At 46.0% G+C, this 24,549-nt stretch carries 15 protein-coding genes; 12 read left to right on the forward strand and 3 right to left on the reverse strand.

The window, feature by feature from the left end:
* Positions 1-73: 73 nt before the first annotated feature.
* Positions 74-2,617: a TonB-dependent receptor gene (locus AM279_RS17345; RefSeq protein WP_054409312.1), complete on the reverse strand. Its 2,544-nt coding sequence runs from the start codon at positions 2,615-2,617 to the stop codon at positions 74-76.
* A 142-nt stretch (positions 2,618-2,759) separates the two neighbouring features.
* Between AM279_RS17345 and AM279_RS17350 the strand changes: the two genes are divergently transcribed.
* Together AM279_RS17350 and lpxD are read left to right on the forward strand one after the other, a co-directional pair.
* A complete protein-coding gene (locus tag AM279_RS17350) occupies positions 2,760-4,535 on the forward strand; it encodes a WG repeat-containing protein (protein WP_054409313.1) in 1,776 nt (591 codons plus the stop codon).
* A 188-nt stretch (positions 4,536-4,723) separates the two neighbouring features.
* Positions 4,724-5,716: a UDP-3-O-(3-hydroxymyristoyl)glucosamine N-acyltransferase gene (lpxD, locus tag AM279_RS17355; RefSeq protein ID WP_054409314.1), complete on the forward strand. Its 993-nt coding sequence runs from the start codon at positions 4,724-4,726 to the stop codon at positions 5,714-5,716.
* A 216-nt stretch (positions 5,717-5,932) separates the two neighbouring features.
* Here lpxD and AM279_RS17360 read toward each other — a convergent pair whose 3' ends face one another.
* Both AM279_RS17360 and gldJ read right to left on the reverse strand, forming a co-directional pair.
* Positions 5,933-7,216 (reverse strand): UDP-N-acetylmuramoyl-tripeptide--D-alanyl-D-alanine ligase, encoded by a 1,284-nt coding sequence (locus tag AM279_RS17360; RefSeq protein WP_054409315.1) that lies wholly within the window; start codon positions 7,214-7,216, stop codon positions 5,933-5,935.
* Between the two features lie 63 nt (positions 7,217-7,279).
* Positions 7,280-8,947 carry a gliding motility lipoprotein GldJ gene (gene gldJ / locus AM279_RS17365; protein WP_054409316.1) on the reverse strand — a complete coding sequence of 556 codons (1,668 nt, stop codon included), beginning with the start codon at positions 8,945-8,947 and terminating at the stop codon, positions 7,280-7,282.
* Positions 8,948-9,150: 203 nt separating this feature from the next.
* On the opposite strand from gldJ, the gene porU reads away from it, so the two are divergent.
* From porU to AM279_RS17415, 10 genes are all read left to right on the forward strand, one after another.
* On the forward strand, positions 9,151-13,020 hold the full coding sequence (gene porU, locus AM279_RS17370) for a type IX secretion system sortase PorU (RefSeq protein WP_316948717.1): 3,870 nt from the start codon (positions 9,151-9,153) through the stop codon (positions 13,018-13,020).
* Between the two features lie 37 nt (positions 13,021-13,057).
* Positions 13,058-14,254, forward strand: coding sequence for a type IX secretion system outer membrane channel protein PorV (gene porV, locus AM279_RS17375; protein ID WP_054409318.1), 1,197 nt, complete (start codon positions 13,058-13,060; stop codon positions 14,252-14,254).
* 3 nt (positions 14,255-14,257) lie between these two features.
* Positions 14,258-14,740 (forward strand): cytidine deaminase, encoded by a 483-nt coding sequence (gene cdd, locus AM279_RS17380; RefSeq protein ID WP_054409319.1) that lies wholly within the window; start codon positions 14,258-14,260, stop codon positions 14,738-14,740.
* 206 nt (positions 14,741-14,946) lie between these two features.
* Positions 14,947-15,945, forward strand: a complete 999-nt coding sequence (pdhA, locus tag AM279_RS17385; protein ID WP_054409320.1) for a pyruvate dehydrogenase (acetyl-transferring) E1 component subunit alpha — start codon at positions 14,947-14,949, stop codon at positions 15,943-15,945.
* A gap of 6 nt (positions 15,946-15,951) precedes the next feature.
* On the forward strand, positions 15,952-17,631 hold the full coding sequence (locus AM279_RS17390; RefSeq protein ID WP_054409321.1) for a pyruvate dehydrogenase complex dihydrolipoamide acetyltransferase: 1,680 nt from the start codon (positions 15,952-15,954) through the stop codon (positions 17,629-17,631).
* A 67-nt stretch (positions 17,632-17,698) separates the two neighbouring features.
* A complete protein-coding gene (locus AM279_RS17395) occupies positions 17,699-18,355 on the forward strand; it encodes a leucine-rich repeat domain-containing protein (protein WP_054409322.1) in 657 nt (218 codons plus the stop codon).
* A 92-nt stretch (positions 18,356-18,447) separates the two neighbouring features.
* Complete coding sequence (locus AM279_RS17400; RefSeq protein WP_054409323.1) at positions 18,448-19,383, forward strand: M28 family peptidase; 936 nt, start codon at positions 18,448-18,450, stop codon at positions 19,381-19,383.
* Positions 19,383-20,057 (forward strand): SDR family NAD(P)-dependent oxidoreductase, encoded by a 675-nt coding sequence (locus tag AM279_RS17405; RefSeq protein ID WP_054409324.1) that lies wholly within the window; start codon positions 19,383-19,385, stop codon positions 20,055-20,057. The genes AM279_RS17400 and AM279_RS17405 overlap by 1 nt, the downstream gene beginning before the upstream one ends.
* A 2-nt stretch (positions 20,058-20,059) precedes the next feature.
* Entirely contained in the window at positions 20,060-20,659 is a 600-nt protein-coding gene (locus AM279_RS17410) for a SprT-like domain-containing protein (RefSeq protein ID WP_054409325.1), read from the forward strand.
* Between the two features lie 110 nt (positions 20,660-20,769).
* Positions 20,770-24,549, forward strand: a complete 3,780-nt coding sequence (locus AM279_RS17415; protein ID WP_082344259.1) for a gliding motility-associated C-terminal domain-containing protein — start codon at positions 20,770-20,772, stop codon at positions 24,547-24,549.

A 24,549-nucleotide genomic window follows, 5' to 3' on the forward strand; every position in this document is an offset into this window, starting at 1 on the left:
AAATAAAAATGCCGCCCAAGCAGGGGCGGCATTTTCTTTAAACAACAAAAGAAGGTTAACAAACAATAACAACCTAAATGCTGAAACGCAGCGTAACGCCATAGGTGCGCTGGTCGCCAAGCACGCCCGCATAGTGGCCTGCGTTGCCGGCACCGGGCAATAGCTGCTCAAAATAATCTTTGTCTAAAATGTTGCGGCCCCACACGTACACGCTAAACCTGTCTGCCACGCGGAAACCCAAACGGGCGTTAACCAGCGAGTAGCCGTCTACCACAAGGTATTTTGAGGGTGAGGGGCTGCTGCTAAATTCACTACGGTGGTAGGTGTCTATGGCCAGGAAGTATTCGCCTTTGCGGCCTATTAGCGACCCTGCAACCGAACCTTCTCCCCCCAAAGACCCTGCCCACTCTGAAATGCCGGGCAGCTTAGCGCCCGATATATCTTTAAAGTTAGCACTGCCGGTTTCTTCAAGCGGCACGGGGGCGTTGGTAAATTTTACGTATTTGCCATCGGTATATGCTACGGCACCATAAATATTGAAATGATCGTTAAAGCGCAGGGTGGCATCTACCTCTACACCGCGCACGCGGATTTTCTCGGCATTGCTCAGGTAGCCACGGTTAACCGAAAGGTCGGCTGCCTGTACCTGGGTCTGGTAGTCGTTTACATCGGTGTTGTATACCACAAAATTCAGGGTAGAGTTTTCAAACGGTATGGTTTTTACACCCGCTTCGTAATGAAAAACACGCTCAGGCTTAATGGTGGCAAGCTCGGTCATGGGCTGGCCGTTAGCGTTTGGCAGGCCGCCCAGGTTTAATCCTACGGGTTTAAAGCCTGTGGCGCCTGTGGCAAATATATTAACGCGTTTAGAGGGCTTGTAAGCGGCTGTAAGCTGCCCGCTGAAGTTAGTGTCGTCTACATTGGCGGTAAACGCCTGGTTGCTGTATACCGAATTTTTAAGGGCAATAAGCGCCGGGTCGTCGGTTTGCAGGCCGCCGTAGGTTTCGCGGCGGAAATCAACATCCTTATCGTCATAGTTTATCCTGAAACCGGGTAATATGTTTAGCTTATCGGTTACGGCCCAGTCTACCTGCCCAAAGAACGCCCCGCTAAAGCTCTCCATATTGGGGTAAGAACGTATGCCATAGCCTTCAAGCAATCCGGGGGTTTGCCAAAGTTCGCTGGTGCTGTTCTGGCTAAAGCGCCACTGGTCGCGGCCGGCTTCTTCCACATGGGCGCCGTCTGCCTTTAGGGTTTGCCCAATGGCAAATAGGCCAAACACGGCATCAAGCCCTTCGGTAAGGGTGCCTGCCCAGCGCACTTCCTGGCTCCACTGGCGGTGGTTAGAGGGCGCTTCTGATTTGGCTAAGCCCTGCAGGCCGGTGAAATCGCGGTCGTTGCTGGGGTCCCAGTCCCAAAAACGCCACGCAGTGGTGCTGGTAAGCGTACCGTTACCCACCTTAATATTTACGTTAACCGAAGCCCCACCCATATCCTGGTTAGAACGCCACGGCGTGTCCTGGTCTATAATACGGTCAAACGGGTTGGTGCTGGGCAGTGAGTAGCCCAAATCAGCAATAATCTGGTTAAACTGGCTGTAGGCCGCGCGCTGTGTAGGGGCTACACCGGCAATAACCTGTGCATAGCCTACGGGGCGCTGGCGGGTGTAGTCTACCGCAAAAAGCACATCAACGGTATTGTTGGGCTGATACAACAGCTGCCCGCGAAGGCCCACGTTGTTGAGGTCGTTAACACGCTGCTGGTTGCGTATGTTGTACAGGAGGCCATCGCGCTGTGTACCGCTAAACGATATCCTTGCGGCAAGCTTATCGGTCAGCGGCCCGGTAACCGACACCTTGCTCTGCAAAAAGTTGTAGTTGCCAAAGCTGTTCTCTACGGTGGCGCCAAAGTTAAATTGCGGTTTCTTTGTGGTAATGTTAAACGCACCGGCAGTGGTGTTTTTGCCAAAGAGCGTACCCTGTGGCCCGCGCAGTACCTCAATTTGCTCAAGGTCTATAAAATCGAGCGTGGTGGCAGCGGGGCGGGCATAATACACGCCGTCTACATAAAAGCCCACACCGGGATCTATACCATCATTGGTTAAGCCAAAGGTAGTACCCAGCCCGCGGATGCTAAGCCCTGTATTCCTTGGGTTTGAAGAATATAACTGTACCGATGGCACCAGCTCTTTAATACGGTTTACGTTAAACGCACCGGCATCATTTGCAAGGCGGCCGCTGATTACCGATATGGGGATGGGCACGTTTTGCGCGTTTTCCTTACGGCGGCGCGATGTAATAACCACTTCGCTAAGGCTGGTGTCAAACACTTCCGTTAAGGTAACTTCCAAAGGCAGCGTGGTAGATTCTGTAACCGTAATGGTTTGGTCTTTGTATCCTAAAAACGTAATGTTTATGGTAACCGGCAGGGTTTGCGCGGGGATGAAAAAGAGCCCGTCAGTATCGGTAATTGCTGTGGTAGTGGTGTTTTGCACCAGTATGGTGGCTCCGGGCATGGGCAGGCCGTCTGACCCTGTTATGCTACCGGCAATATCAGTCTGGGCTATAGCACTGCCAAAAGCAAGCAGCAGGCTAAGCAAGGGTAGTAGTTTCTTCATTGTGGTTTTTTTGGTAGGGCAAATATATATAAAAATCTATTAGTCTACTAAATCCATAGACTAATATGAAATAAAATTATTCCAACCGTGGCAAGGTTTTCTGCATCTTGTTTTTAGTATATTTAAACTCAAAGTTATCTTCATGAAAAAGAGCCTATTACTTGTTGTAAGCCTTGTATGCTTTGCGGCTTATAGCCAGAAAAAATTTATGCCTGATGCACATGGCCATGTTTCAGGTAAGGCGTTTGGGGTTTTTATTAGCCAGCGCGGCTATAAACTTGTGGGCAGTTTTGATACTGTGAGTAAGAAACCATTATTGCGTTATGCAAAAGTGCTGAAGGACAGCCTGTGGGGTTTTATCGATACAGAGGGTATTGAGGTTATAAAGCCGCAGTTTGCCTTTGTGGAAGATTTTAAAGACGGCTATGCCCGGGCAGGGCGCTATGTTTTTTATGAGGGCACGCATATAGTTGAAAGCAATAAATACTGGCTCATAAACCTTAAGGGCGAAACCATTAGCCGGGAGTATGGATATATGGGTATGGCGGACAAGGGTTTCCGTATTGTGCGGGAAGGCTTTACTTATGGCGTATTGCAGGCAGAGGGAAAAGAGCTCCTGCCCACAGAATATGACGGCATTACCATACACGAAGATTTCTTTTTAATATGGAACAACAAAAAGGCTGCCGTGTTTAGCCATAAAGGAGAGCAGCTTACGGATTTTATGTTTGGCAACCTTGAACCGGCCGGCCCTTTTTTGATTGAATATTCTGATATCGGCATCCGCCTGGTCGACCCGGATATGCTGATTCCGCTTAGCACCAGCTGGTATCACCCTTACGAGTATCTCAATATGAACATGGACCTGCCCTGGCCACAGGATAAGAAAGTTGTTGCGCTTAAGAAAGCCGAAAAATGCTACCTGTTAAACCAAAAGGGGCAACAGGTAGGGGAAGCTTACAATCATTTGCAGCAGCAGTCGGCCCATTATTATTTTGGCAGTAATGAAACCGGCAACTGGCTTTTGAACGAAGATGGGAAAAAGGTGCTGAAGCTTAACTATCATGTAGGGATTTCCCATGATGAAAAATTTTTTGAAGTGCGGTTGGGTGATGACGATTACCGGTATTATAACGGGCGTTTCCGCGAAATAGAGTTGCCGGCTTATGACTATGCAACGCCTGTTGGTAACAATTTGCTTGCAGTAAAAAAGGGCTTTAAATGGGGCCTTGCTGATTATAAAGGCAGGTTGCAGGCGCCGTTAGAATATGAGCGGCCGGATAGTTTTTTCGGTTATAATTATGATGAGCAGCTTATTGCAGACAAAGGGTATAACGAAACTGGCGTTATAGATAAAAAGGGCAGGGTTGTTATTCCGTGCATGTATGATAACATAATTCCCATTGGAACGCTCTTTTTGCCCTCCCGTCAAGAATATGAACTACCCCCGGCTGAAAGGGCATATGTAGTATCTAAAGATGGCCTTAGCGGTATTTTTGACACAAAAGGCAAACAGTTGCTTGACATAGCCTATGAGGAAATACAGGTTATGGATAAGCGCGGCTATTATGCCGTATTGAAAAACGGGTTGTGGGGTATAGTCAATAACAGGTTTGAGACAGCTGCCCAGCCGCGATTTACAGATATTATAGACGAATACCCCGGGGAAGGGCTGGTGCTTGTAAATTCATACAGCGGCAAAGCTCTTGTAGACTATAACGGTAATGAGGAAATGCCATTTCGATATGAGCTAAGGGAAAACATCCGCATAAATGAAGCTATAACCTATATAACCAAGTATCGTGGCGCCGGCTTAAACTTTAAAGGCATGTTTGTGGTTGATATATCCGGAGGTGTGTACTGGGTAGATCTTTATAATAACCGGTACGAATTTAATGAGCGTATTGGTGTTAATTGATTTAGGCGTATTGTTAATTTAATGTGAAATTTATCAGCGGTTTTCTGTATAAAATTTAGATTTTGCTGTTAAAGTTTGCAAAGTATGCAATAGGGTTATATATTTAACGTTTCATTAAGGATTTCATCCTTAGCTACATACATAAAACATCAATATTTCCGCTGCGGCGGAGGCAATCTAACAACATCATGAGAACTTATTCTGTACAGGAAATTAACAACATTATTGGCGGTATGCTGGTAGGCAACACCAGTAGTATGGTGACGTCTCCGGAGCAGCTGGAGCGTGCCAAATGCGACCAGATATCGTTTATTGGCCACAAAAAGTATGAAAAGCTTTGGGCCGAAAGCAAGGCACCCGTAGCTGTGGTTAACGACACCATTAGCATTGAGCCGGGCGAGAACCGCGCTTTTATTAAAGTAAAGAATGCCGACCTGGCCATGACTACCGTTTTGGAGCTTTTCGCACAGGACGGCCCTAAGTTTGACACCGATATTCACCCGACTGCCGTAGTGCACGCTACTGCTAAAGTGGGCGAAGGCACACGCATAGGCGCAGGCTGCTATGTGGGGCCTGATGTGGTGCTGGGCAAAAACGTTACGCTATACCCTAACGCTACCGTGCTTGACGAATGCACCATAGGCGACCATACTATGCTGTGGAGCGGCGTTGTGGTGCGCGAGCGCTGCCATGTGGGCGCACATTGTATACTGCACCCTAATGCTACCATAGGTGCCGATGGCTTTGGCTTTAGGCCATGCCCGCAACGTGGCCTGGTTAAGATACCGCAAATTGGTAACGTGGTTATAGGCAACTGGGTTGAAATAGGCTCGGGCTCGTGCGTAGACCGTGGCAAGTTTAGCTCTACCATAGTGGGCGACGGCTGTAAGATAGACAACCTGGTACAGATAGGCCACAACAGCGTTATGGGCAAATTCTGTATTATGGCGGGTAATAGCGGCCTTGCGGGCTCGGTTACGCTGGGTAACGGGGTTATTATTGGCGGCAGCGCCAGTATTAAAGACCACACCACCCTGGGCGATGGTGTTACCATAGGCGCAGGCAGTGGCGTTGTGGGCGATGTGGAAGCCGGTAAAACCTACCTGGGCTATCCTGCACAGGAAGCCAGGACCACATTAAAGCAATGGGCAATGCTTAAAAAGCTTGCCGCCGGAAACTAATTTTTTCGTTTCGTTTTATCCATACAAAAAGCCCCGCAAAGGGGCTTTTATTTTTGTCATATTTCGGGTTTCAAAACTTTATGACTTTCGACTTTTAAACTTTTGACTGATTTTAATCTTTCACACCGTGAAAATGAATTCCGAAAGTGAAATATTAAAACATTTTTTTGTTGCGAAATATTTTGTGTTTTGGTATAATTGATGCTGATTTTTTGGTTAAAGTAGCTCAAGGCTTCTCTCTAAGGCCATTCCGCGTGATCCTTTTATTAAAATCGTATTATTTTCACGTTTGTTGTTTTCGAGGTAGTTTTTAAGGCTTTCGAAGGTATCGTGGAAGTGTAAATTTTGCTTCTCAACCTTGTTGAAATAAAAGTCTTTTCCTACAAAATGTACCTCAATGCTACCCTGGCCTGATAGCAGCTCAACCACCTTGCGGTGCTCTTCCGGGCTCTCAGGGCCAAGCTCAAACATATCTCCTAAAATAGCTGTTTTGTGCTGTGCATCAAGCTGTTGAAAGTTAGTTATGGCGGCTGCCATACTGCTTGGGTTGGCGTTATAGGCATCCAGTATTACCTTATTGCCGTTAACCTCCATAAGCTGGCTGCGGTTGTTGTTTGGTACATAGCCTTCTATAGCCGCTTTAATCTGATTATCAGCTACTTTAAAGTAATGGCCTATCGTTATGGCAGCACTTATATTAGGTGCATTATAGATGCCTATGAGGTTAGATTGTATGTGTAAGTTGTTGTAAATCAGGCTTACCATAGGGTTTGCTTCTATGCTTTCCACGCGCACATCGCCATCATAGCTGTTAGCCGCGAAGGTAAAGCGGGGCAGGGCAGCGGTTTTCTCGGCCTGAATGGGGTCGTCAAGGTTAACGAACGCTGTTTTTGTGTTGGTTTCCAGGTAGTTGTAAAGTTCGCTTTTGCCTTTTATAACGCCTTCAAATCCGCCAAAACCCTCAAGGTGCGCCTTGCCAAAGTTGGTTATATAGCCAAAATTGGGTTCGGCAATGCTGCATAACAGTTCGATTTCCTTTTGGTGGTTGGCGCCCATTTCTACAATGCCTATCTCGGTTTCAGTACTGAAAGTCAGTAAAGTAAGCGGTACGCCTATGTGGTTGTTGAGGTTGCCTACAGTGGCTTTGGTGTTGTATTTTTGGCTCAGTACGGCGTTAATAAGCTCCTTAGTTGTGGTTTTGCCGTTGCTCCCTGTAAGACCTATAACGGGCAGGCCAAGCACCCTTCGGTGGTGGCGTGCCAGCTGTTGCAGGGTTTCTAAGCTGTTGTTTACCAGCAGTATATTCTCTGATGCTTGGTGGGTTGGGTTGTCTACAACGGCATATTTAGCGCCTTTTGCAAGGGCTTCAGAGGCAAAGATATTGGCATCGAAGTTATCGCCTTTAAGGGCAACAAACATAGAGCCCGGGGTTATTTTACGGGTGTCTGTAGAGATGCCTGTGCACTCTAAAAAGCAGGTATACAGGGTGGTTATGTCCATATAGCTATAAAAAAATAAAAGCCCTAAGATAGGGCTTTTATAATATTATCGATACAAATTTTATTAGTGTCTTGCTTTTTTCTTGCCACCTTTAGGGCCTACTTTAGACATTGCGCAACGGAAACCAATAAAGTCAGTTGCCATATCCTGAGGGTAGTACCTTCTTTGTGCAGGGTCAAGCCAGTAAGCACGGTCTCTCCAAGAGCCACCTTTGTAAACCCTTACGTTATCGTTGATTAGGGTAGTCCTTTTGTTAGAGTGGTCATATTCCCTTACCATTTCGCCAAGGCTGTCTTTGCTAACAAGGTGTTTAGGTGAGTCATACATCCTTTCAGCCTCGTTTTCTACTTCTTCTTCAGTACCACCAAAGTTGTAGTAACGTGTTGATTGCCTGTCACCATCTTTGTAGTTCCTGTTGTCAGCTTTAGTATAGTTTTGACGCAGGTAAGTATCTTCTTTAGTAATTTGCGTTTGGGCTATTGAGCCAGGAAGGTTCCTGTACTGTATGCGTCCGTTTGCAAGTGTATCATACTCAATAGTGTTGGCATCTACAATTAGTGCGCGGCCATCTTCGCCTATCTGGTTTTTCATGTAAACGTTACCACGGTAGTAGTTAAAGTCGTTAGCTTCATCGTCTACTATTGGGCGGTAAACGTCTGCAACCCATTCTGCTACGTTACCGGCCATGTCATAAAGGCCAAAGTCGTTAGCAGGGTATGATTTTGCAGGAGCAGTAATATCTGCGTTGTCATCGCTCCACTCGGCAATTCCGCCGTAGTCACCTTTATTTTGCTTAAAGTTAGCAAGTTGGTCACCTTTAGTCTGCCTTTTACCGTTACGGGTGTACTGGCCTTTCCAAGGGTATTTTTTGTTTCCTTTATAAAGGTTGTATTCGCGGTTACCTACCATTGCAAGGGCAGCATATTCCCACTCAGCCTCGGTTGGAAGCCTGTATTCAGGAAGTATGATACCTGAAGTCCTTTGGGCATATACGTTTTTAGCATCTTCCTTATCGGCCATTTTGTTACGTGGGCCTTTAAGTACAATCTCTTCGTTTCCGCCATAAGACTTAGTAGGGCTTTCAAGGTAAGCCTCTGTGTCAAAGCTGTTTTCTGCGTTTACGTCAAGTATTTTTGCATCCCTTTTAAGATAGCCTTCCCTTTCAAGAACGGCTTCGTTAACACGGTTAGTCCTCCATTTGCTGAATTCTACAGCCTGGATCCAGTTAACACCTACAACAGGGTATTCTGCATAAGCAGGGTGCCTCAGGTAGTTGTTGGTCATGGTTTCGTTGTAGCCAAGAGCCGCCCTCCACACAAGTGTATCGGGTAGTGCGCCAACATAAATATTTTTATAATTTTCTTCTGTTGGAGGGAAAACCTTCTTTAGCCAGTCAAGGTATTCCATGTACATTACATTGGTAACCTCTGTTTCATCCATATAGAAAGACTGAACGTGCTGCTGTGTTGGTGTGTTGTTCCAATCGTGCATAACATCGTCCTGAACCCTACCCATGGTAAATGTTCCTCCCTCTACAGGTACAAGTCCGGGTGCAGTTTCCTGCCCTTTGTACTTAGAGTTGTGCTGAAAACCACCTTTTTTGTCATTGATTTTCCATCCCGTAGCAGAAGAGGTATTGCCTCCGCCGCCCTTCTTGCTACAGCTGGTAAAACCTACCCCCACTGCCAGCGCAAGAACCATTTTTAAAGCCGTGATTTTGTTAACTTTCATCTTTCTACAGGTAAATAAAATTTGTGGCGCAATATATTAATTATCCGTTAAACAGCAACACGATTTGAGAATTTTTAATAAAATATCAAAATTATGTTAAAACTGTCTGTATATAACGCCTGTTTTGAAGTAATATTGCAGTGTAAAATATTTATTTTTTTAGCGCAGGCAGTAATATACCCCAAATGTTTGCGTTTGTGAGTATGATGAAACACAGGTTGCTCATTTTAGCCTTCTTATATAGTTTTATTGCCGCAGCGCAGCAAAACGGCCGTATTTCCCTTAACTGGCAGGATAATACGCGACTGCCGTATGCAGAAAGTTCTATAACAATACCTTCATTTCAGGGCGAATATATGTCTTTTGAGCCTGTATTTGGTGTTTTGGATTTCGTGGCTACCCTGCCTGAAACCCAACGGCCTGATGAGGCATCGCTGGTTATTACAAACCCGGTTTATGAAACCGTAAGCCGTGAACAGCTGGGCCAGATTAACCTTTCTAAAATACCTGCATCGCAAAATGCCACGTTATCGGCATCGCATTCGCGCGATAAATGGTTTGCGGTTATAACCCTTTCGCCCATAATAAAAGAGGGCAGCGGCTTTAAACGATTAACTTCTTTTACGTATTCCTATAATTATAGTGTAAGTGCAAACCAGCGCACCTTAGATGTAAACAGTACGAATGAGGTGGTAAACTCTGTGCTGGCCAGCGGGCAATGGCACAGGTTTTATGTAGAAAAATCAGGGGTGTACCGCCTTAGTCGCAGTTTTTTGCAGTCTATAGGGGTAGATACTAATACAGATCCGCGCAAAATAAAAATTTATGGCAACGGCGGGCGCATGGCTCCGCTAACTAACAGTACTGCCTATCCTTTAGACCCCGAAGAAAATGCCGTGCGTTTTGTGGGTGAAGATGATGGCAGTTTTGATTCTAACGACTACATATTGTTTTATGCTGAAGGTGTAGATAACTGGAATACTGAAAGCGAGACCAATAACAACCTGTACAGTAACAGGGCTTATTATTATGTAACCAGTGTGGGGGCTAATAACGGCAAACGCATACAGCCCAACCTGCAGCCTGCCGGAGCAGCAACACAGCAAACCGCCATTTTTGATGAATACCAGTTTCATGAGCGCGACCTGGTAAGTGTTGCCCGCCTGGGCCGCAAATGGCACGGTGAGGCTTTTAATATAGAAAATGAGCAGGAGTTTGATTTTACTATTCCTGATATAACTTCAGATCCTGTAAATGTTACTATAAGTGCTGCGGCATATAGCAATATAAATACCAGTATGGCAGTAACGGCAAACGGGGCATCTCTAACAAATTTAAATTTTGCTGCTGTAACCGATGCTTCCCATAACCTTGCTGCAAATGGGTCGGGTGGCACCGGGTCTTTTGTTGCGGCAGGTGGCGATATTACCATTAAAATGACCTACAATAACAGTGGTAACCCATCGGCTAACGCATGGCTTGATTATATTATTTTAAGGGCTAAACGCAACCTGCGTGGTAATGGCAGGCAGTTTAGGTTCAGGCTTAACAGTGCTGGTACCACCACAGGTATACTGCAGTATAACGTGTCTAATGCATCGTCTATAGCCGAAGTTTGGGATATAACCGATATTTATAATGCCACATCATTGCCTAATGACGGCAACCAGGCTTCGTTTTCATTTAAGGCAAACCTGGGCGAAGTGCGCCAGTATATAACGGTGGTGTCGGGAGATTACTACACACCGTTGCGCGATGGCAACAGCCGTGTGGCTAATGTTAACCTAAAGGGAACTATATTAAAAAACAGCCAGGGGCAGTTTCAGGATGTAGACTATATTATTGTAACACCGGCTTTTTTGAGTTCGGCAGCAGAAAACCTGGCTAACATTCACCGTAATGTAGAGGGTATGAGTGTAAAGGTGGTAACCCTTGAAGATATTTATGCCGAGTTTTCTACCGGCCAGCAGGATATAGCGGCCATTCGCAACTTTATAAAGTATGTGTATAACAATGCCTCGTCTGACGAAGGCCGCCTGAAGTATGTATGTATGTTTGGCGATGCATCGTTTGACTATAAAAACAGGATTCCTGGTAATACTAACATTGTGCCGTCGTTTCATGCCTACGGTGGCGGTACTCCTGATTATAGTGAAGTTTCTACGTTTGTGTCTGATGACTTTTTTGGTATGATGGATGCAAATGAAGGGCTTATGAGGCAAAGCGCCGAAAAGGCTGATGTAGCTATGGGGCGTATGCTGGTTACTGATATGGCCCAGGCCAATGATATGGTAAACAAGGTGTCAGAATACCTTAGCGAAGATGCGTATGGCAAATGGCGCAATGAATATATTGCCATGGTAGACGACCTTGATGGCGATGGTTCTACCGGGTTTGTAGGGTTTATGGAGTCGATGATTACAACGGCAAATGTGCAAAGGCCGGCTATTAACTTTAAAAAAGTGTATATAGATGCCTGGGTGCAGGAAGCGTCATCTGGCGGGCAGCGTTACCCGGAGGCTAAAGAAGAGTTTTTAAGGGCTATAAATTATGGCGCACTTGTGGTAAATTATCTCGGCCACGGCAATATAAGGGCTATGGCCAGTGAGCGTATGTTTGAGGCTGCAGATGCCCAAAACCTTACCAACCGCTACCGCTATCCGCTGTTTATTACTGCTACGTGCGAGCTTACTAAGTTTGATAATCCTTATGAAGATACTACCGGTGAAGAAATTTACTGGAACCCGCGCGGTGGCGCCATAGCTATGGTTACTACCACCCGTGCGCTTTATATTACAGATGCTAACAGGTTTAACTCTGTTTTTTCAAAGTATTTATATGCTTATGGGCAATCGGCATCGCAATACCCTACAATGGCCGAGGCATTGCGTTTATCAAGGGCAGAGGCCAGTGCTTACAGCTACAGGCCTATTTCGTTTGTTGGAGACCCGGCCCTCAAGCTTGCCATACCAAAGCCTAATATTGTACTTACCGAAATTAATGATGTGCCTTTGGCAGAATCTACAGAGGTGCTTGAGGCGTTGTCTTTTGTGAGGCTGGGCGGGCGCGTAACAGATGAAAATAACATTGTGTTGGCTAACTATAACGGCGAGCTTGAAGTTACGGTGTATGATAAGCCCATAAACAGGACTACACTTAATAATGATAATATTCCGGCGTCTGAGGGGCAGGTTATATGGCCGTTTACTACATTGGGCGAAGCCATCTTCCGTGGAAACGCTACTGTAACAAACGGGCAGTTTGAGTTTGGCTTTATTGTGCCGCGCGATATACGTATACCGGTAGGTGAAGGGCGTGTAAGCTTTTATGCCAAGAAAAATAACACACTTGAAGACCAAACCGGCTATAATAGCGTAATTAAGATAGGGGGTATTAATACTAACGCCCCGCAGGACAATACACCGCCTACCGTAAGGCTGTATATGAATGATGAGTCTTTTGTGTCGGGTGGTATTACAAATTCATCGCCCATACTGCTTGCCTTTTTGTTTGATGAACATGGTATTAACACTGCAAGCGGCATAGGCCACGATATTGTTGGGATACTGGATGGCGACGAAAATAACCCGTACATAATGAACGATTATTATGAAACGGCGCAGAATGATTATACCCACGGTACGGTGCGTTTTCCGTTTGTAAACCTTGAAAAAGGCCTGCATACGCTACAATTTAAGGCGTGGGATGTGTATAACAACCTCGTTACGGCAGAAATTCAGTTTGTGGTGGCCGGAGATGAGGGCGTAACGCTGGAAAGGGTGCTTAATTACCCTAACCCGTTTGTAAGTTATACTGAGTTTTGGTTTAGCCATAACAGGCCGTTTGAGCCGCTTGATGTTCAGGTGCAGGTGTTTACCGTAACGGGTAAGATTGTAAAAACCATAAACCAGCAAATAACCACCGATGGGTTTTTGAGCCGCGACCTTAAGTGGGACGGCCGCGATGATTTTGGCGACAGGATAGGTAAGGGGGTTTATGTTTATAAGCTCACCGTGCGCAGTACCATAACCGGCAAAACAGCCGAAAAGTATGAAAAGCTTGTATTGCTTTAAAAAATAGTATATTTGTGACCCTTAAAATAAAATTTTAATGAAAAAAATAGTTTTGCTTGCCCTGGGCCTTTTATCGCTGCACACGGCAACCGCACAGGAAGATAACCGTGTAATAACCACCGGGGTACCCTTCCTGCTGATTGCTGCCGATGCCCGCGCTGCCGGTATGGCAGACCAGGGTGTGGCCACCTCCTCAGACGTGTTTTCAATGCAATGGAACCCTGCTAAATATTCTTTTGCCCTGCAGGAATATGGTTTAGCAGCAAGCTATACGCCATATCTTACTTCTATTACTAATGATATATCGCTTAGCCAGATTAACTTTTACAATAAGTTTGACGACAGGATGGCTTTTGCGGCCAGTCTTCGTTACTTTGGGCTTGGTGAGATAGAATTGAGGCAAACGCCGGACCCAAATGAGGTTACCACCAGGCGTTCGCCAAATGAGCTTGCGGTAGACCTTGCTTATTCACTAAAGCTTAGCGAGCGTTTCTCAATGTCGGTTGCGGGCCGTTTTATAAGCTCTAACCTAAGGATACCTGAAGCTACAGGCGGTAGCAGCGATGCAAGTGCCGCTACGTCTTTTGCTTTTGACGTGGCCGGTTATTACCAAAGCGAAGAAGAAGCCTATACTGATTTTGACGGCCGCTGGAGGGCGGGTTTCAACTTCCAGAACCTGGGCCCGAAAATAAGTTATGATGCAGATGACCTTAATACAAACTTCCTGCCGTCTAACCTAAGGCTTGGTGGTGGTTTCGACTTTATTTTTGATGAGTACAACACCATTGGTGTTAACGTTGAGCTAAGCAAGCTGCTTGTGCCTACCCCACCATCCTGGGACCTTAACGGCGACGGCAACTATGATAACGATACCGAAAGGGAACCGTATGAGCAGGCCCTTCGCGATTATAACAACACCAACTGGGTGTCGGGTATTTTTAAGTCGTTTGGCGATGCCCCGGGTGGCTTTAGCGAAGAGCTTAAGGAAATTACCTACTCGGTGGGTGCTGAATATACCTACAACCAGGCTTTCATGATGCGCCTTGGTTACTTTAACGAAAGCGAAATGAAGGGTGCACGTAAGTTTTTCTCTTTGGGTGCAGGCTTTAAATACAGCACTATTAAGGTAGATGTTTCTTACCTGTTCTCTGCTTCTCAGGTGCGCAACCCGCTTGAAAACACACTGCGTTTTTCGCTTACCTTTAACTTTGGAGACGAGCTTGACGAGTATTAGTATATGGAGCGCCTAAACGTAACAACTTCTTTTGATGTATATGCATCGGTTAACGATTTGCCGGCGGATGTACAGCAGTTAATGGATGAAGCTGTTAAGGTGCGCAACACATCTTATGCGCCTTACTCAAGGTTTCATGTGGGGGCTGCACTTGTTTTAGATAACGGTAAAACCGTGCTTGGGTCTAACCAGGAAAATGCGGCATACCCATCCGGCCTTTGTGCCGAAAGGGTTGCAATATTTTCTGCCGGGGCTAATTATCCGGGGGCTAAAATTGTGCAGATGGCCATATCGGCGGCTTCAGAAGAAAAAGAAGTGGCCGAACCCATACCACCCTGTGGCGCCTGCCGCCAGAGCATGGCAGAGTATGAGCTGAAACAGGATGAGCCTATAGCAATATGGTTTATGGGCGAAACCGGAAAGGTGTATAAGTCAGATTCTGTAAAAAACCTGCTGCCTTTTATGTTTGGCAGCGAATATTTATAAAAATACAAAAGGGATTCCTAAACCGGGAATCCCTTTTTGTTTGCATAACATTTAAGCCGCATTGGTATTTAAAAAATAACAAAATACTTTCCTTAAATTTGTTAGTTATTAGCGGGAAGTCTTATTTTTGCAATTCGCAAATTTGCGGGGAGTCCCGTTTAAGGCTTCCCATGTACAATAATCACGTGAGCAACAACAATTAAACAATGAAAGAAATTACAAAAGAGGTTTACCTGAAGTGGTATGAAGAGATGCAGTTCTGGAGGAAGTTTGAAGACAAGCTTGCTGCTTTATACATTCAGCAAAAAGTGAGGGGCTTCCTTCACTTATACAACGGCCAGGAGGCTGTGCTTGCCGGAGCGCTGCATGCCATGGACCTTTCTAAAGATAAAATGATAACTGCTTACCGTAACCACGTGCAGCCTATAGGTATGGGTGTAGACCCGCGCCGTGTTATGGCAGAGCTTCTTGGTAAGGCAACAGGTACTTCAATGGGCCTTGGCGGCTCTATGCACATCTTCTCTAAAGAGAAGGGCTTTTATGGTGGCCACGGTATTGTGGGCGGCCAGATTCCGCTTGGTGCAGGTCTTGCCTTTGCCGATAAATATTTTGAAACCGGTGGTGTAACCATGACTTATTTTGGTGATGGTGCTGCCCGCCAGGGTTCGCTTCACGAGGCGTTTAACATGGCCATGCTGTGGAAACTGCCTGTAGTGTTTATTGTAGAAAACAACGGTTATGCCATGGGTACTTCTGTAGAGCGCACGGCTAACCATACTGATATCTGGAAACTGGGCCTTGGTTATGAAATGCCGTGTGGCCCTGTAGACGGCATGAACCCTGTAAAAGTGGCTGAGGCCATGCACGAGGCTATTGAGCGCGCACGCAGGGGAGACGGCCCTACATTCCTTGAAATGAAAACATACCGCTACCGTGGCCACTCTATGAGCGACGCGCAGCACTACCGCACTAAAGAAGAGGTTGAGGAGTACAAAAAAATTGACCCTATTACACAAGTGCTTGATATTATTAAAGAGAATAAATACGCATCTGACGAAGAAATCGAAGCTATTGACCAAAGGGTTAAAGACCTGGTTGAAGAGTGCGAGAAATTTGCTGAAGAGTCTCCTTACCCGGATCTTAACGTTATGTATGACGTTGTTTATGCTCAGGAAAATTATCCGTTTTTACCACACAAACTATAAAACAACATGGCTAAGATTATAACCATGCCGCGCCTTAGCGATACCATGACCGAAGGTACCGTGGCTACGTGGCTAAAAAAAGTGGGTGATACCATTAAAGAAGGCGATATACTTGCCGAAATTGAAACAGACAAAGCAACTATGGAGTTTGAGGCATTTGATGCCGGAACCCTGCTTTATATAGGTGTACAGGAAGGCGATACTGCCCCTGTAGACAGCGTTCTTGCCATTATAGGTAAAGAAGGCGAAGATTACAAAGCCCTTCTTGAAGGCAAAGGCGGTGCATCTGAAGAGAAAAAAGAAGAAGCACCTAAAGCTGAAGCCAAAGAAGAAAAAACGGAGGAAAAACCTGCTGAAGAGAAGAAAGAGGCTGCGCCAGCTGCTGCTGAACTTCCTAAAGGGGTTAAGGTGGTAACCATGCCACGCCTTAGCGATACCATGACTGAGGGTACTGTAGCTACATGGCTTAAAAAAGTGGGCGATACTGTTAAAGAAGGCGATATTCTTGCTGAGATTGAAACAGACAAGGCTACTATGGAATTTGAGTCGTTTAACGAAGGTACACTGCTTTACGTGGGTATTCAGGAAGGCGAAAGCGCACCGGTTGACAGTGTGCTTGCTATCATAGGCCCTGCGGGTACTGATGTTAGCGGTATTGCTAAAGACGGTGCTGCTCCGGCTGCTGCCCCTGCAAAAGAGGAAAAAGCTGATGCTAAAACTGAAGAGAAAGCGGCTCCTGCTGCTGAGGCGCCTAAAGCTGAAGAAGCTGCCCCTGCCAACGATGGCGGAAGGGTGTTTGTTTCTCCGCTTGCGCGCAAAATTGCCAGCGATAAGGGCATTGATATTACTAAAGTAAAAGGTACAGGCGAAAACGGCCGTGTGGTTAAGAAAGATATTGAAAACTACACTCCGGCTGCTGCTGCACCTGCGCCGGCTGCATCTGCGGAAGCTCCAGCTGCTAAAGCTCAGGCTCCAGCTGCACCTGCTTACACTCCTGTGGGCGAGGTTGCTACCGAAGAGGTTAAAAACAACCAGATGCGTAAGGTTATTGCCAAGCGCCTGGCTGAATCTAAATTTACTGCTCCGGAATACAGCCTTACCATTGAGCTTGATATGGATAACGCCATTGCAAGCCGCGGTGTGATTAACTCAGTGCCGGATACTAAGGTGTCGTTTAACGATATGGTGATTAAGGCATGTGCTATGGCACTGCGCAAGCACCCGCAAATCAACACCCAGTGGAAAGACGATGTTACCATTTACAACAAGCACATTAGTATAGGTGTTGCCGTTGCTGTAGAAGATGGTCTTGTAGTGCCGGTACTTAAGTTTACCGATAACATGAGCCTTTCTCAAATAGGTGGCGCTGTTAAAGACCTTGCCGGTAAAGCACGTAACAAAAAGCTTACCCCGGCCGAGATGGATGGCAGTACATTTACTGTGTCTAACCTGGGTATGTTTGGCATACAGGAGTTTACTTCAATCATCAACCAGCCTAACTCGGCTATCCTTTCGGTAGGTGCTATCGTTCAGAAGCCGGTTGTGAAGAATGGCCAGATTGTAGTGGGCAACACCATGGTAGTAACCCTAACGTGCGACCACCGCACAATAGATGGCGCTACAGGTGCACAGTTCCTGCAAACGCTTAAGCAATACATAGAGAACCCAGTAACCATGCTTGCATAAGTTATAACGGTTTTTAAGATAATAATACCCGCACTGAAAAGTGCGGGTATTTTTTTATTTTAGGGGTATGAAATTAAAAGAGCTTTTAGGGATTTACGATGATATGGAAAGGGCGCTTGCGGTACCCCACCGGGTTAAAAAGCTGCAGTTACTGTTTCCGGATAATTTAAATGCGTATGCTGATGATTTTCTGAAATTTGAAAATCTTACAGTGCTTGATATTCATGCCGGTTTAAACCATGTGCCTTATATCCCTGAACAGATAGCATCTCTTAAAAAGCTAAAGAAATTAAGCGTGCTTAACCTGCCATTTACAAAGCTGCCCGAATGGGTATTTGGTATGTCTAACCTGGAATATCTTATGCTTAGGGGGCATGAGGTTACTGTTTTGCCATCATCTGTAGGTAATTTACAACGCTTAAAAATACTTCGCATTGAAAACTGCGAAATTACTGCACTGCCGCCGGAAATTAAAACGCTTAAAAACCTTAAGCACCTGTCTCTTGTCCATACATGGGTCAGGGATTTAACGCTTGATGACCTGCCGCCTAATCTTACGGTGTTACACATTCCGTATGGAACAATGACTGATGCAGAACTGGATAAGGCTAAGACATTTATACCTTCGTTAAAGATTCTGGTAACAACGTTTTCATGCTACAAATGGGGAGAGTATAGTCCTTTTCCAAAAGGGAGCGCGGCTGATGGAGCGGGTTCAGAATAATACACCGGCCTTTGCTGTGGGATGTCGTTGTCTTAAAACGTTATACATTCATTATCTTTTTCATACCTTAGCCCTACAAACACAAAACTCCAATGAAGAAAGCATTTGTTCTATTGCTGGCAGGCCTTGCACTGTCTTGCGCACCTAAAAAAGACTATACGGTAAAACAGGAATCGGTAGAGAAAACCATCAAATTCCTGTCGGATGACGCGCTTAAAGGCCGTCTTGCCGGTAGCGAAGGGTTACAGACCGCCGCACAATACCTGGCTGATAATTTTAAGAAAAACGGTGTTAAGCCATACTTTACTACCTACTTTGATACGCTAAGCAATTACAAAGAAACTACCTACAACGTTATTGGCTATCTTGAGGGTACCGACCCTGAACTTAAAAAAGAGTTTGTGGTTTTTGGCGCGCATTATGACCACATAGGTGTTGCCGATAAGCCTGTAGATGGCGATAGTATTTACAACGGTGCTAATGATGATGCTTCAGGATGTACCGCGGTTTACGAACTGGTTAATTACTTCGCTAAAACCAAAAGCAACAAACGCAGTATACTGTTCTGCTATTTTTCGGCAGAGGAGGCAGGTTTGCTTGGTTCGCGCCACCTTGCGCCAAAGCTTAAGGAAAAAGGCTTTAATATTTATGCCATGCTTAACTTTGAAATGGTGGGCGTGCCTATGAAAAGCGAATCGATGCAGGCGTATGTTACCGGATGGGGTATGAGCAATATGGGCGACAAGATTAACGAATATGCGGGTAAAACTTTTGTGGGCAACCTGCCGGCTGAGGGTCAGTACCAGCTTTTCCGCCGTAGCGATAATTATAGCTTTTACCAGGAGTTTAATGTGCCAAGCCAAACCATTTGCACGTTTGACTTTACCAACTTTGACTATTACCACCATGTAAAAGACGAGTTTGCCAATATGGATGTGGTGCACATGACGGCTTTTATACAGCAGGTGCTGCCCGTTGTAAACAAAATGGTGAATACCCCAACTAAAGAAATTGTACTTAAAAAATAATGAAGAATGTTATTATAACCGGCACCAGCCGGGGTATAGGCTATGCACTGGCACTACAGTTTGCCAATGCAGGGCATAATGTATTGGCCATAAGCCGAAAAATGCCGCAGGAGCTGCTGGAGCATGAAAATATTACCTGCCTGAGCGCCGACCTGGCTGAGGGCAATACAACCCCTGTAAGCGATTTTATTAAGGCTTCTTGGACTCATGCTGATGTTGTGATACATAATGCAGGAGCGCTTGTCTTAAAGCCCTTTGAGCAGATTACAGCCGATGAGTTTGAATACATTTACAAAGTAAATGTTTTTGGTGTGGCGGCCTTAAACCGTGCCGTATTGCCGTTTATGCAGGCCGGTGGCCATGTGGTAAGCATTAGCAGTATGGGCGGGGTGCAGGGCACCATGAAGTTTGCGGGGTTATCGGCATACAGCTCAAGCAAGGGGGCGGTAACCATTATGAGCGAACTGCTTGCTGAAGAATATAAAGAGCAGGGTGTAAGCTTTAACGTACTGGCACTGGGTGCAGTAAATACCGAGATGCTTCAGGAGGCGTTTCCAGGGTATGTGGCACCGCTACAGGCAGTACAAATGGCTGATTATATTTACAATTTTGCCCTTACGGGTAATACATATTTTAACGGAAAGGTATTGCAGGTAAGCAGCAGCACGCCATAAATATGACAGATGTTTTAGCCAAATACATACCGGAGCACGCCGTAGCGCCCGTTTTTGAGCTTATAAAGCACTACGGCGTGCACCTTAAAATTGTTAATGAGCGCGTTACCCGCCACGGCGATTACCATCGCGATGCTTCCGGCTACCATCGTATTACGGTTAATGCCAGTCTTAATAAATACCGTTTTCTTATCACATTGGTGCACGAAATTGCCCACCTTGCAGCTTTCGAAAAATTTGGGCGTAACATAAAGCCCCATGGCGATGAGTGGAAGCTTACTTTCCGCAACCTGATGGTGCCATTTATACGGCCTGAAATTTTTCCTAACCACCTGCTGCCGCTTTTGGCACGGCACTTCCGCAACCCCAAGGCCAGTAGTGACACTGATGCCACGTTGTCTTTGGCACTAAAACAATTTGACGAAAAAGAGGGCGACAAGCACTACATTTTCCAGGTGCCTTACGGCGCGCTGTTCCGTATTCACAACGGTAAAATATTTAAAAAAGGGGCGCAGCGCGTAAAGCGTTTTGAGTGTGAAGAGGTTAGCACCGGCAGGATGTTTCTTTTTAACCCTAATGCTGAGGTTGAAATTTTGCCATAGCCAAAAAAATATTTGGTGTGTTTTGATTTTAACACTTTCTGTTAAAATTAACTTAATTTAACAAAACGTGAGCAATATCGCGGTATATTTAGGAAAAATTAAGCTATGTTATGAAATACACCTTACCAACCAGGGCGAAATTCGCCTGTTTCCTCGTGCTCTTCACTTTCCTCAATGCATTTGCCCAGTTACCTGATTTTACGCTTACGGTTACACCCACCGCGCAAACCTGTTTGGGTAACGGCTCACTTGCTTTTTCGGTAACCGGAAACGACCCAGGGGCAACTATGTCATATTCGGTTTACCTGTTGCCCAACACCACTACGCCTATATCAATTGTTACCACACCTACTTTGGGCGGTTTAACAGCCGGCAGCTACCAGGTAGTGGCCACGCAAACACTGGGGGGCGTTAGCAATACAAGTACCGCTAACGTTACCATTGCAAATAATGTGGTTTCGCTTGCCTACACGCTTGTGCCCACGGCAGTGCGATGTGGTACCGATGGTAAAATCACTGTACAGGTTAACACCGGAACGGCAGTGAACTATGAAATTATTTCGGGCCCGCTAACGGTGCCGCTGCAAACCTCAAATGTATTTAGCAACCTGCCTGTAGGCACCTATCAGGTACGTGTATATGATGCCTGTGGCGAAGCAGTTGTTACTACCATACAGCTCACGCAGCTTAACCCCGGATTTACTGTTGCTACCGGTGGGGTTATAAATGCGCTGCTGCCGTCGTGTACTACAGTACAGGTGGGTAACCACTATAATGTCGGGGCTAACCTAAATATATTTTATCCGCTAACGGCCCAGTTTACTGTATTTCCTCCGGGTGGCGGCACCCCTACCGTAGTAACCGGTACTGCGGCCGGCGATGCTGTAGAGGGCGATGCCACGGCTGTAATACCTTTTTATTATGACCAGCAGTATACTTATAATGTTGTTATAACCGATGCCTGCGGTAATACTTACACCCGCAACAACAACATAGTTAATGCCGAACTTTCGCTAAGTGTTGAAACAGATTTTCCTAACTGTACCGATGCTTATTTTACACTTACGCCGGCTATTTATATGCCGCCCTATACCCTTACATTTACGGCAGCACCCGATGGTTTTGACCCTGAAGAATTTAACAGTAGCCACCCTACATTTACAGATGGTTCTGCCACTTATGGCAATACCGTACCTACCGGAGATTATGCTGTTTCTATAACCGATGCGTGCGGCCATACTGCCACGCTTGAGTTTGAGGTAACCCCGCCTGATGTTAGCCCGTCAATAGTAGGGTCGGCTGCTTGTGGCAGCACCGAAGGAAATATTACTATTACCATACCTGCCCGTATAATAACGGTTGCCATTATAACCCAGGCGCCTGATGCTTATGAGCCCGTATTGCCAAACGATGTTTCGGGTTTTATTAATGCATTTGGTGCGCTTGAGCTTACAGGTATGCCTATAGGTATGTATGAGTTTTATCTTGAAGATGCGTGTGGCGAAGAGTATACCGAAACATTTCTTTTAACACCATCCGGTGGACCTACTAACCTTACTATTGTGCAAAGGCCCGGATGTGCCGAAGGCGAAGGTTCTGTAAGGATTTCTGTAGGGCCTGGTATAGCCCTGGAGCAGGTTTTAATCACAGATGCGCCTGATGCTTTTACAGAAACCCTGCCGTATGATTTGTCATCTTATATTGTGGGCAGTGTATCGCCTCCGTCAGCGTTTATGAACAGCCTTCCTGAAGGTGTGTATACGTTTTTGGTAACCGATGGTTGTGGCGTGGTGCGCGAACAGGAATTTACCGTAAACGGCTATCATGAAACCCAGAATGATTTTACTGTATTGCCATTGTGCCATGCGTTTCACCTTCAGGTAAACCATACTGCTACTACGGGTGTAAACCTGCCGTCGTTCTTTTTGCAGCGTTACAACCCTATAACCGGCACATGGGGCCACCCGGAAACCAACGTTGCCTACACAGATGGCACGCTGCCTACTATAACCAACTCAAGGCTGCTTACCAATAACTTTCTTAACCTTAACGTAATGGCTACAGGCGATTTCAGGGTTATCAAGGTGTATTATGTATACAGCAACGGCAGCTCTTCTAACTTTAGGTGTATGCACGAGGTGGCCAACTTTACTTTTGATGATGCGCCCGAAATTACCGATGCTTATACTTTTCCGTGTGCGGGAGGTACTAACGAAGTGATTATAGAAGCCACCGGCGTTGCACCGCTAACCTACAGCATTACCTCTAAAAACGGCGATGAAAGCTTTGTAATAAATAACGGTACAAGCAACCTGTTTTCGGGGTTGGAGTCGGCTACTTATAACTTCAGGGTAGTTGATTACTGCGGAAACATACGTAACATACAGTTTGACATTAATGCGCTTGAGCCTACGCAAATTGAGGCCCTGGGCTTTTGCGAAGGCGAAGACAGCAGCCTTGTTATAGACGAATTTGATTTTCTTACATACGAATGGTATGCACAGGATAACCCGGGTGTAATATTAAGCACAACGGGCACGCTACAGTTCCCGGCATTTAGTTCTACTGACGATGCAGGTACTTACATATTACATATAACTTATGATGTTAACCCTGACTCGTGCCTTAACCAAACGCTGGAATATGAAGTAGCGCCTAATACATTGCCAAACGCCGGTACAGATGCCGCAGCAGCACTTTGTAATGAGGGCGAAATTGTAAACCTTGAAAGCTACCTTACCGGCACGTTTGATACCGGCGGTACCTGGACGGAAACAACGCCAAGCGGCGCGCTTACCGGTAACCAGTTTGATACCGATGGGCTTAGTGCGGGTGTTTATACCTTTACCTACAGTGTGGGTGGCGTGTGTGGCCTGAGCGATGAGGCTACGCTAACCCTTACCCTTAAAAATATTCCAGTGGCGCCGGTACTAACGCCTGTTGCCGCAGTGTGCGAAACAGAGAACGTACAGCTTTTTGCCGAAACCGTTCTGGGGGCTACATACCACTGGGATGGCCCTAACGGCTATACATCTACAGCACAAAACCCATTACTGGCACAGGCCACCCCGGGCATGAGCGGAAACTATTCGGCTTATGTAACGGTAGATGGCTGTGTGTCGCCTATTGCATCAGTATCGGTAACCGTTAATGCCACACCGCAGTTTAGCCTTGAGGGTGCTGTAGAAATTTGTGAAGGGCAAAGCACGGTTGTTACTGTAGTGCCTGCAAACTTTACCGATGCACAGGCCACTTATGCGTGGTATGAAGAGGGTATGCCAATGGGTATAGCCACAGCAGGTATTGAAATATTTACACCGGGCGAATACCAGGTTACTGCTACGGTAAACGGCTGTGAGGCTACCCGTATGATAATTGTAACGCTTAATACCGATGCCTTTAGCTTTGAGCTTGAAGCCGGGTGCGTAAACGAAAACTACATCATATCTGTAATAAACCCTGTGGGTGTAGATGCCAATGCCGTTTATGAATGGGTAAACCCTGACGGCAGTACCCACAACGGCGGTGCCGAATATGATATAAGCGAAGGCGCTACCGGAGAATACTCGGTAACCATTACAAGCGCCGATGGCTGTTTTGTTACCCAAAGTATACAGGTAGATAATACCTTCTGTAAAATACCAAGGGGTATATCGCCAAACGGAGATGAATTTAACAACAACTTTGACCTGAGCAACCTTGATGTGCAGCACCTGGTTATTTTTAACCGCTATGGCCTTAAGGTGTATGAAGCCAATAATTATATTGACGAATGGCACGGGCAAAGCGATAAGGGAGAATTGCCTACCGGTACCTACTATTATGTGGCTACACTAAGCGCCGGAATGAAAAAGACCGGATGGGTGTACCTGCAGCGTGAAGCGAAATAA

It is taken from the genome of Flavobacterium akiainvivens (assembly GCF_001278115.1).
GTDB lineage: Bacteria > Bacteroidota > Bacteroidia > Flavobacteriales > Flavobacteriaceae > Flavobacterium > Flavobacterium akiainvivens.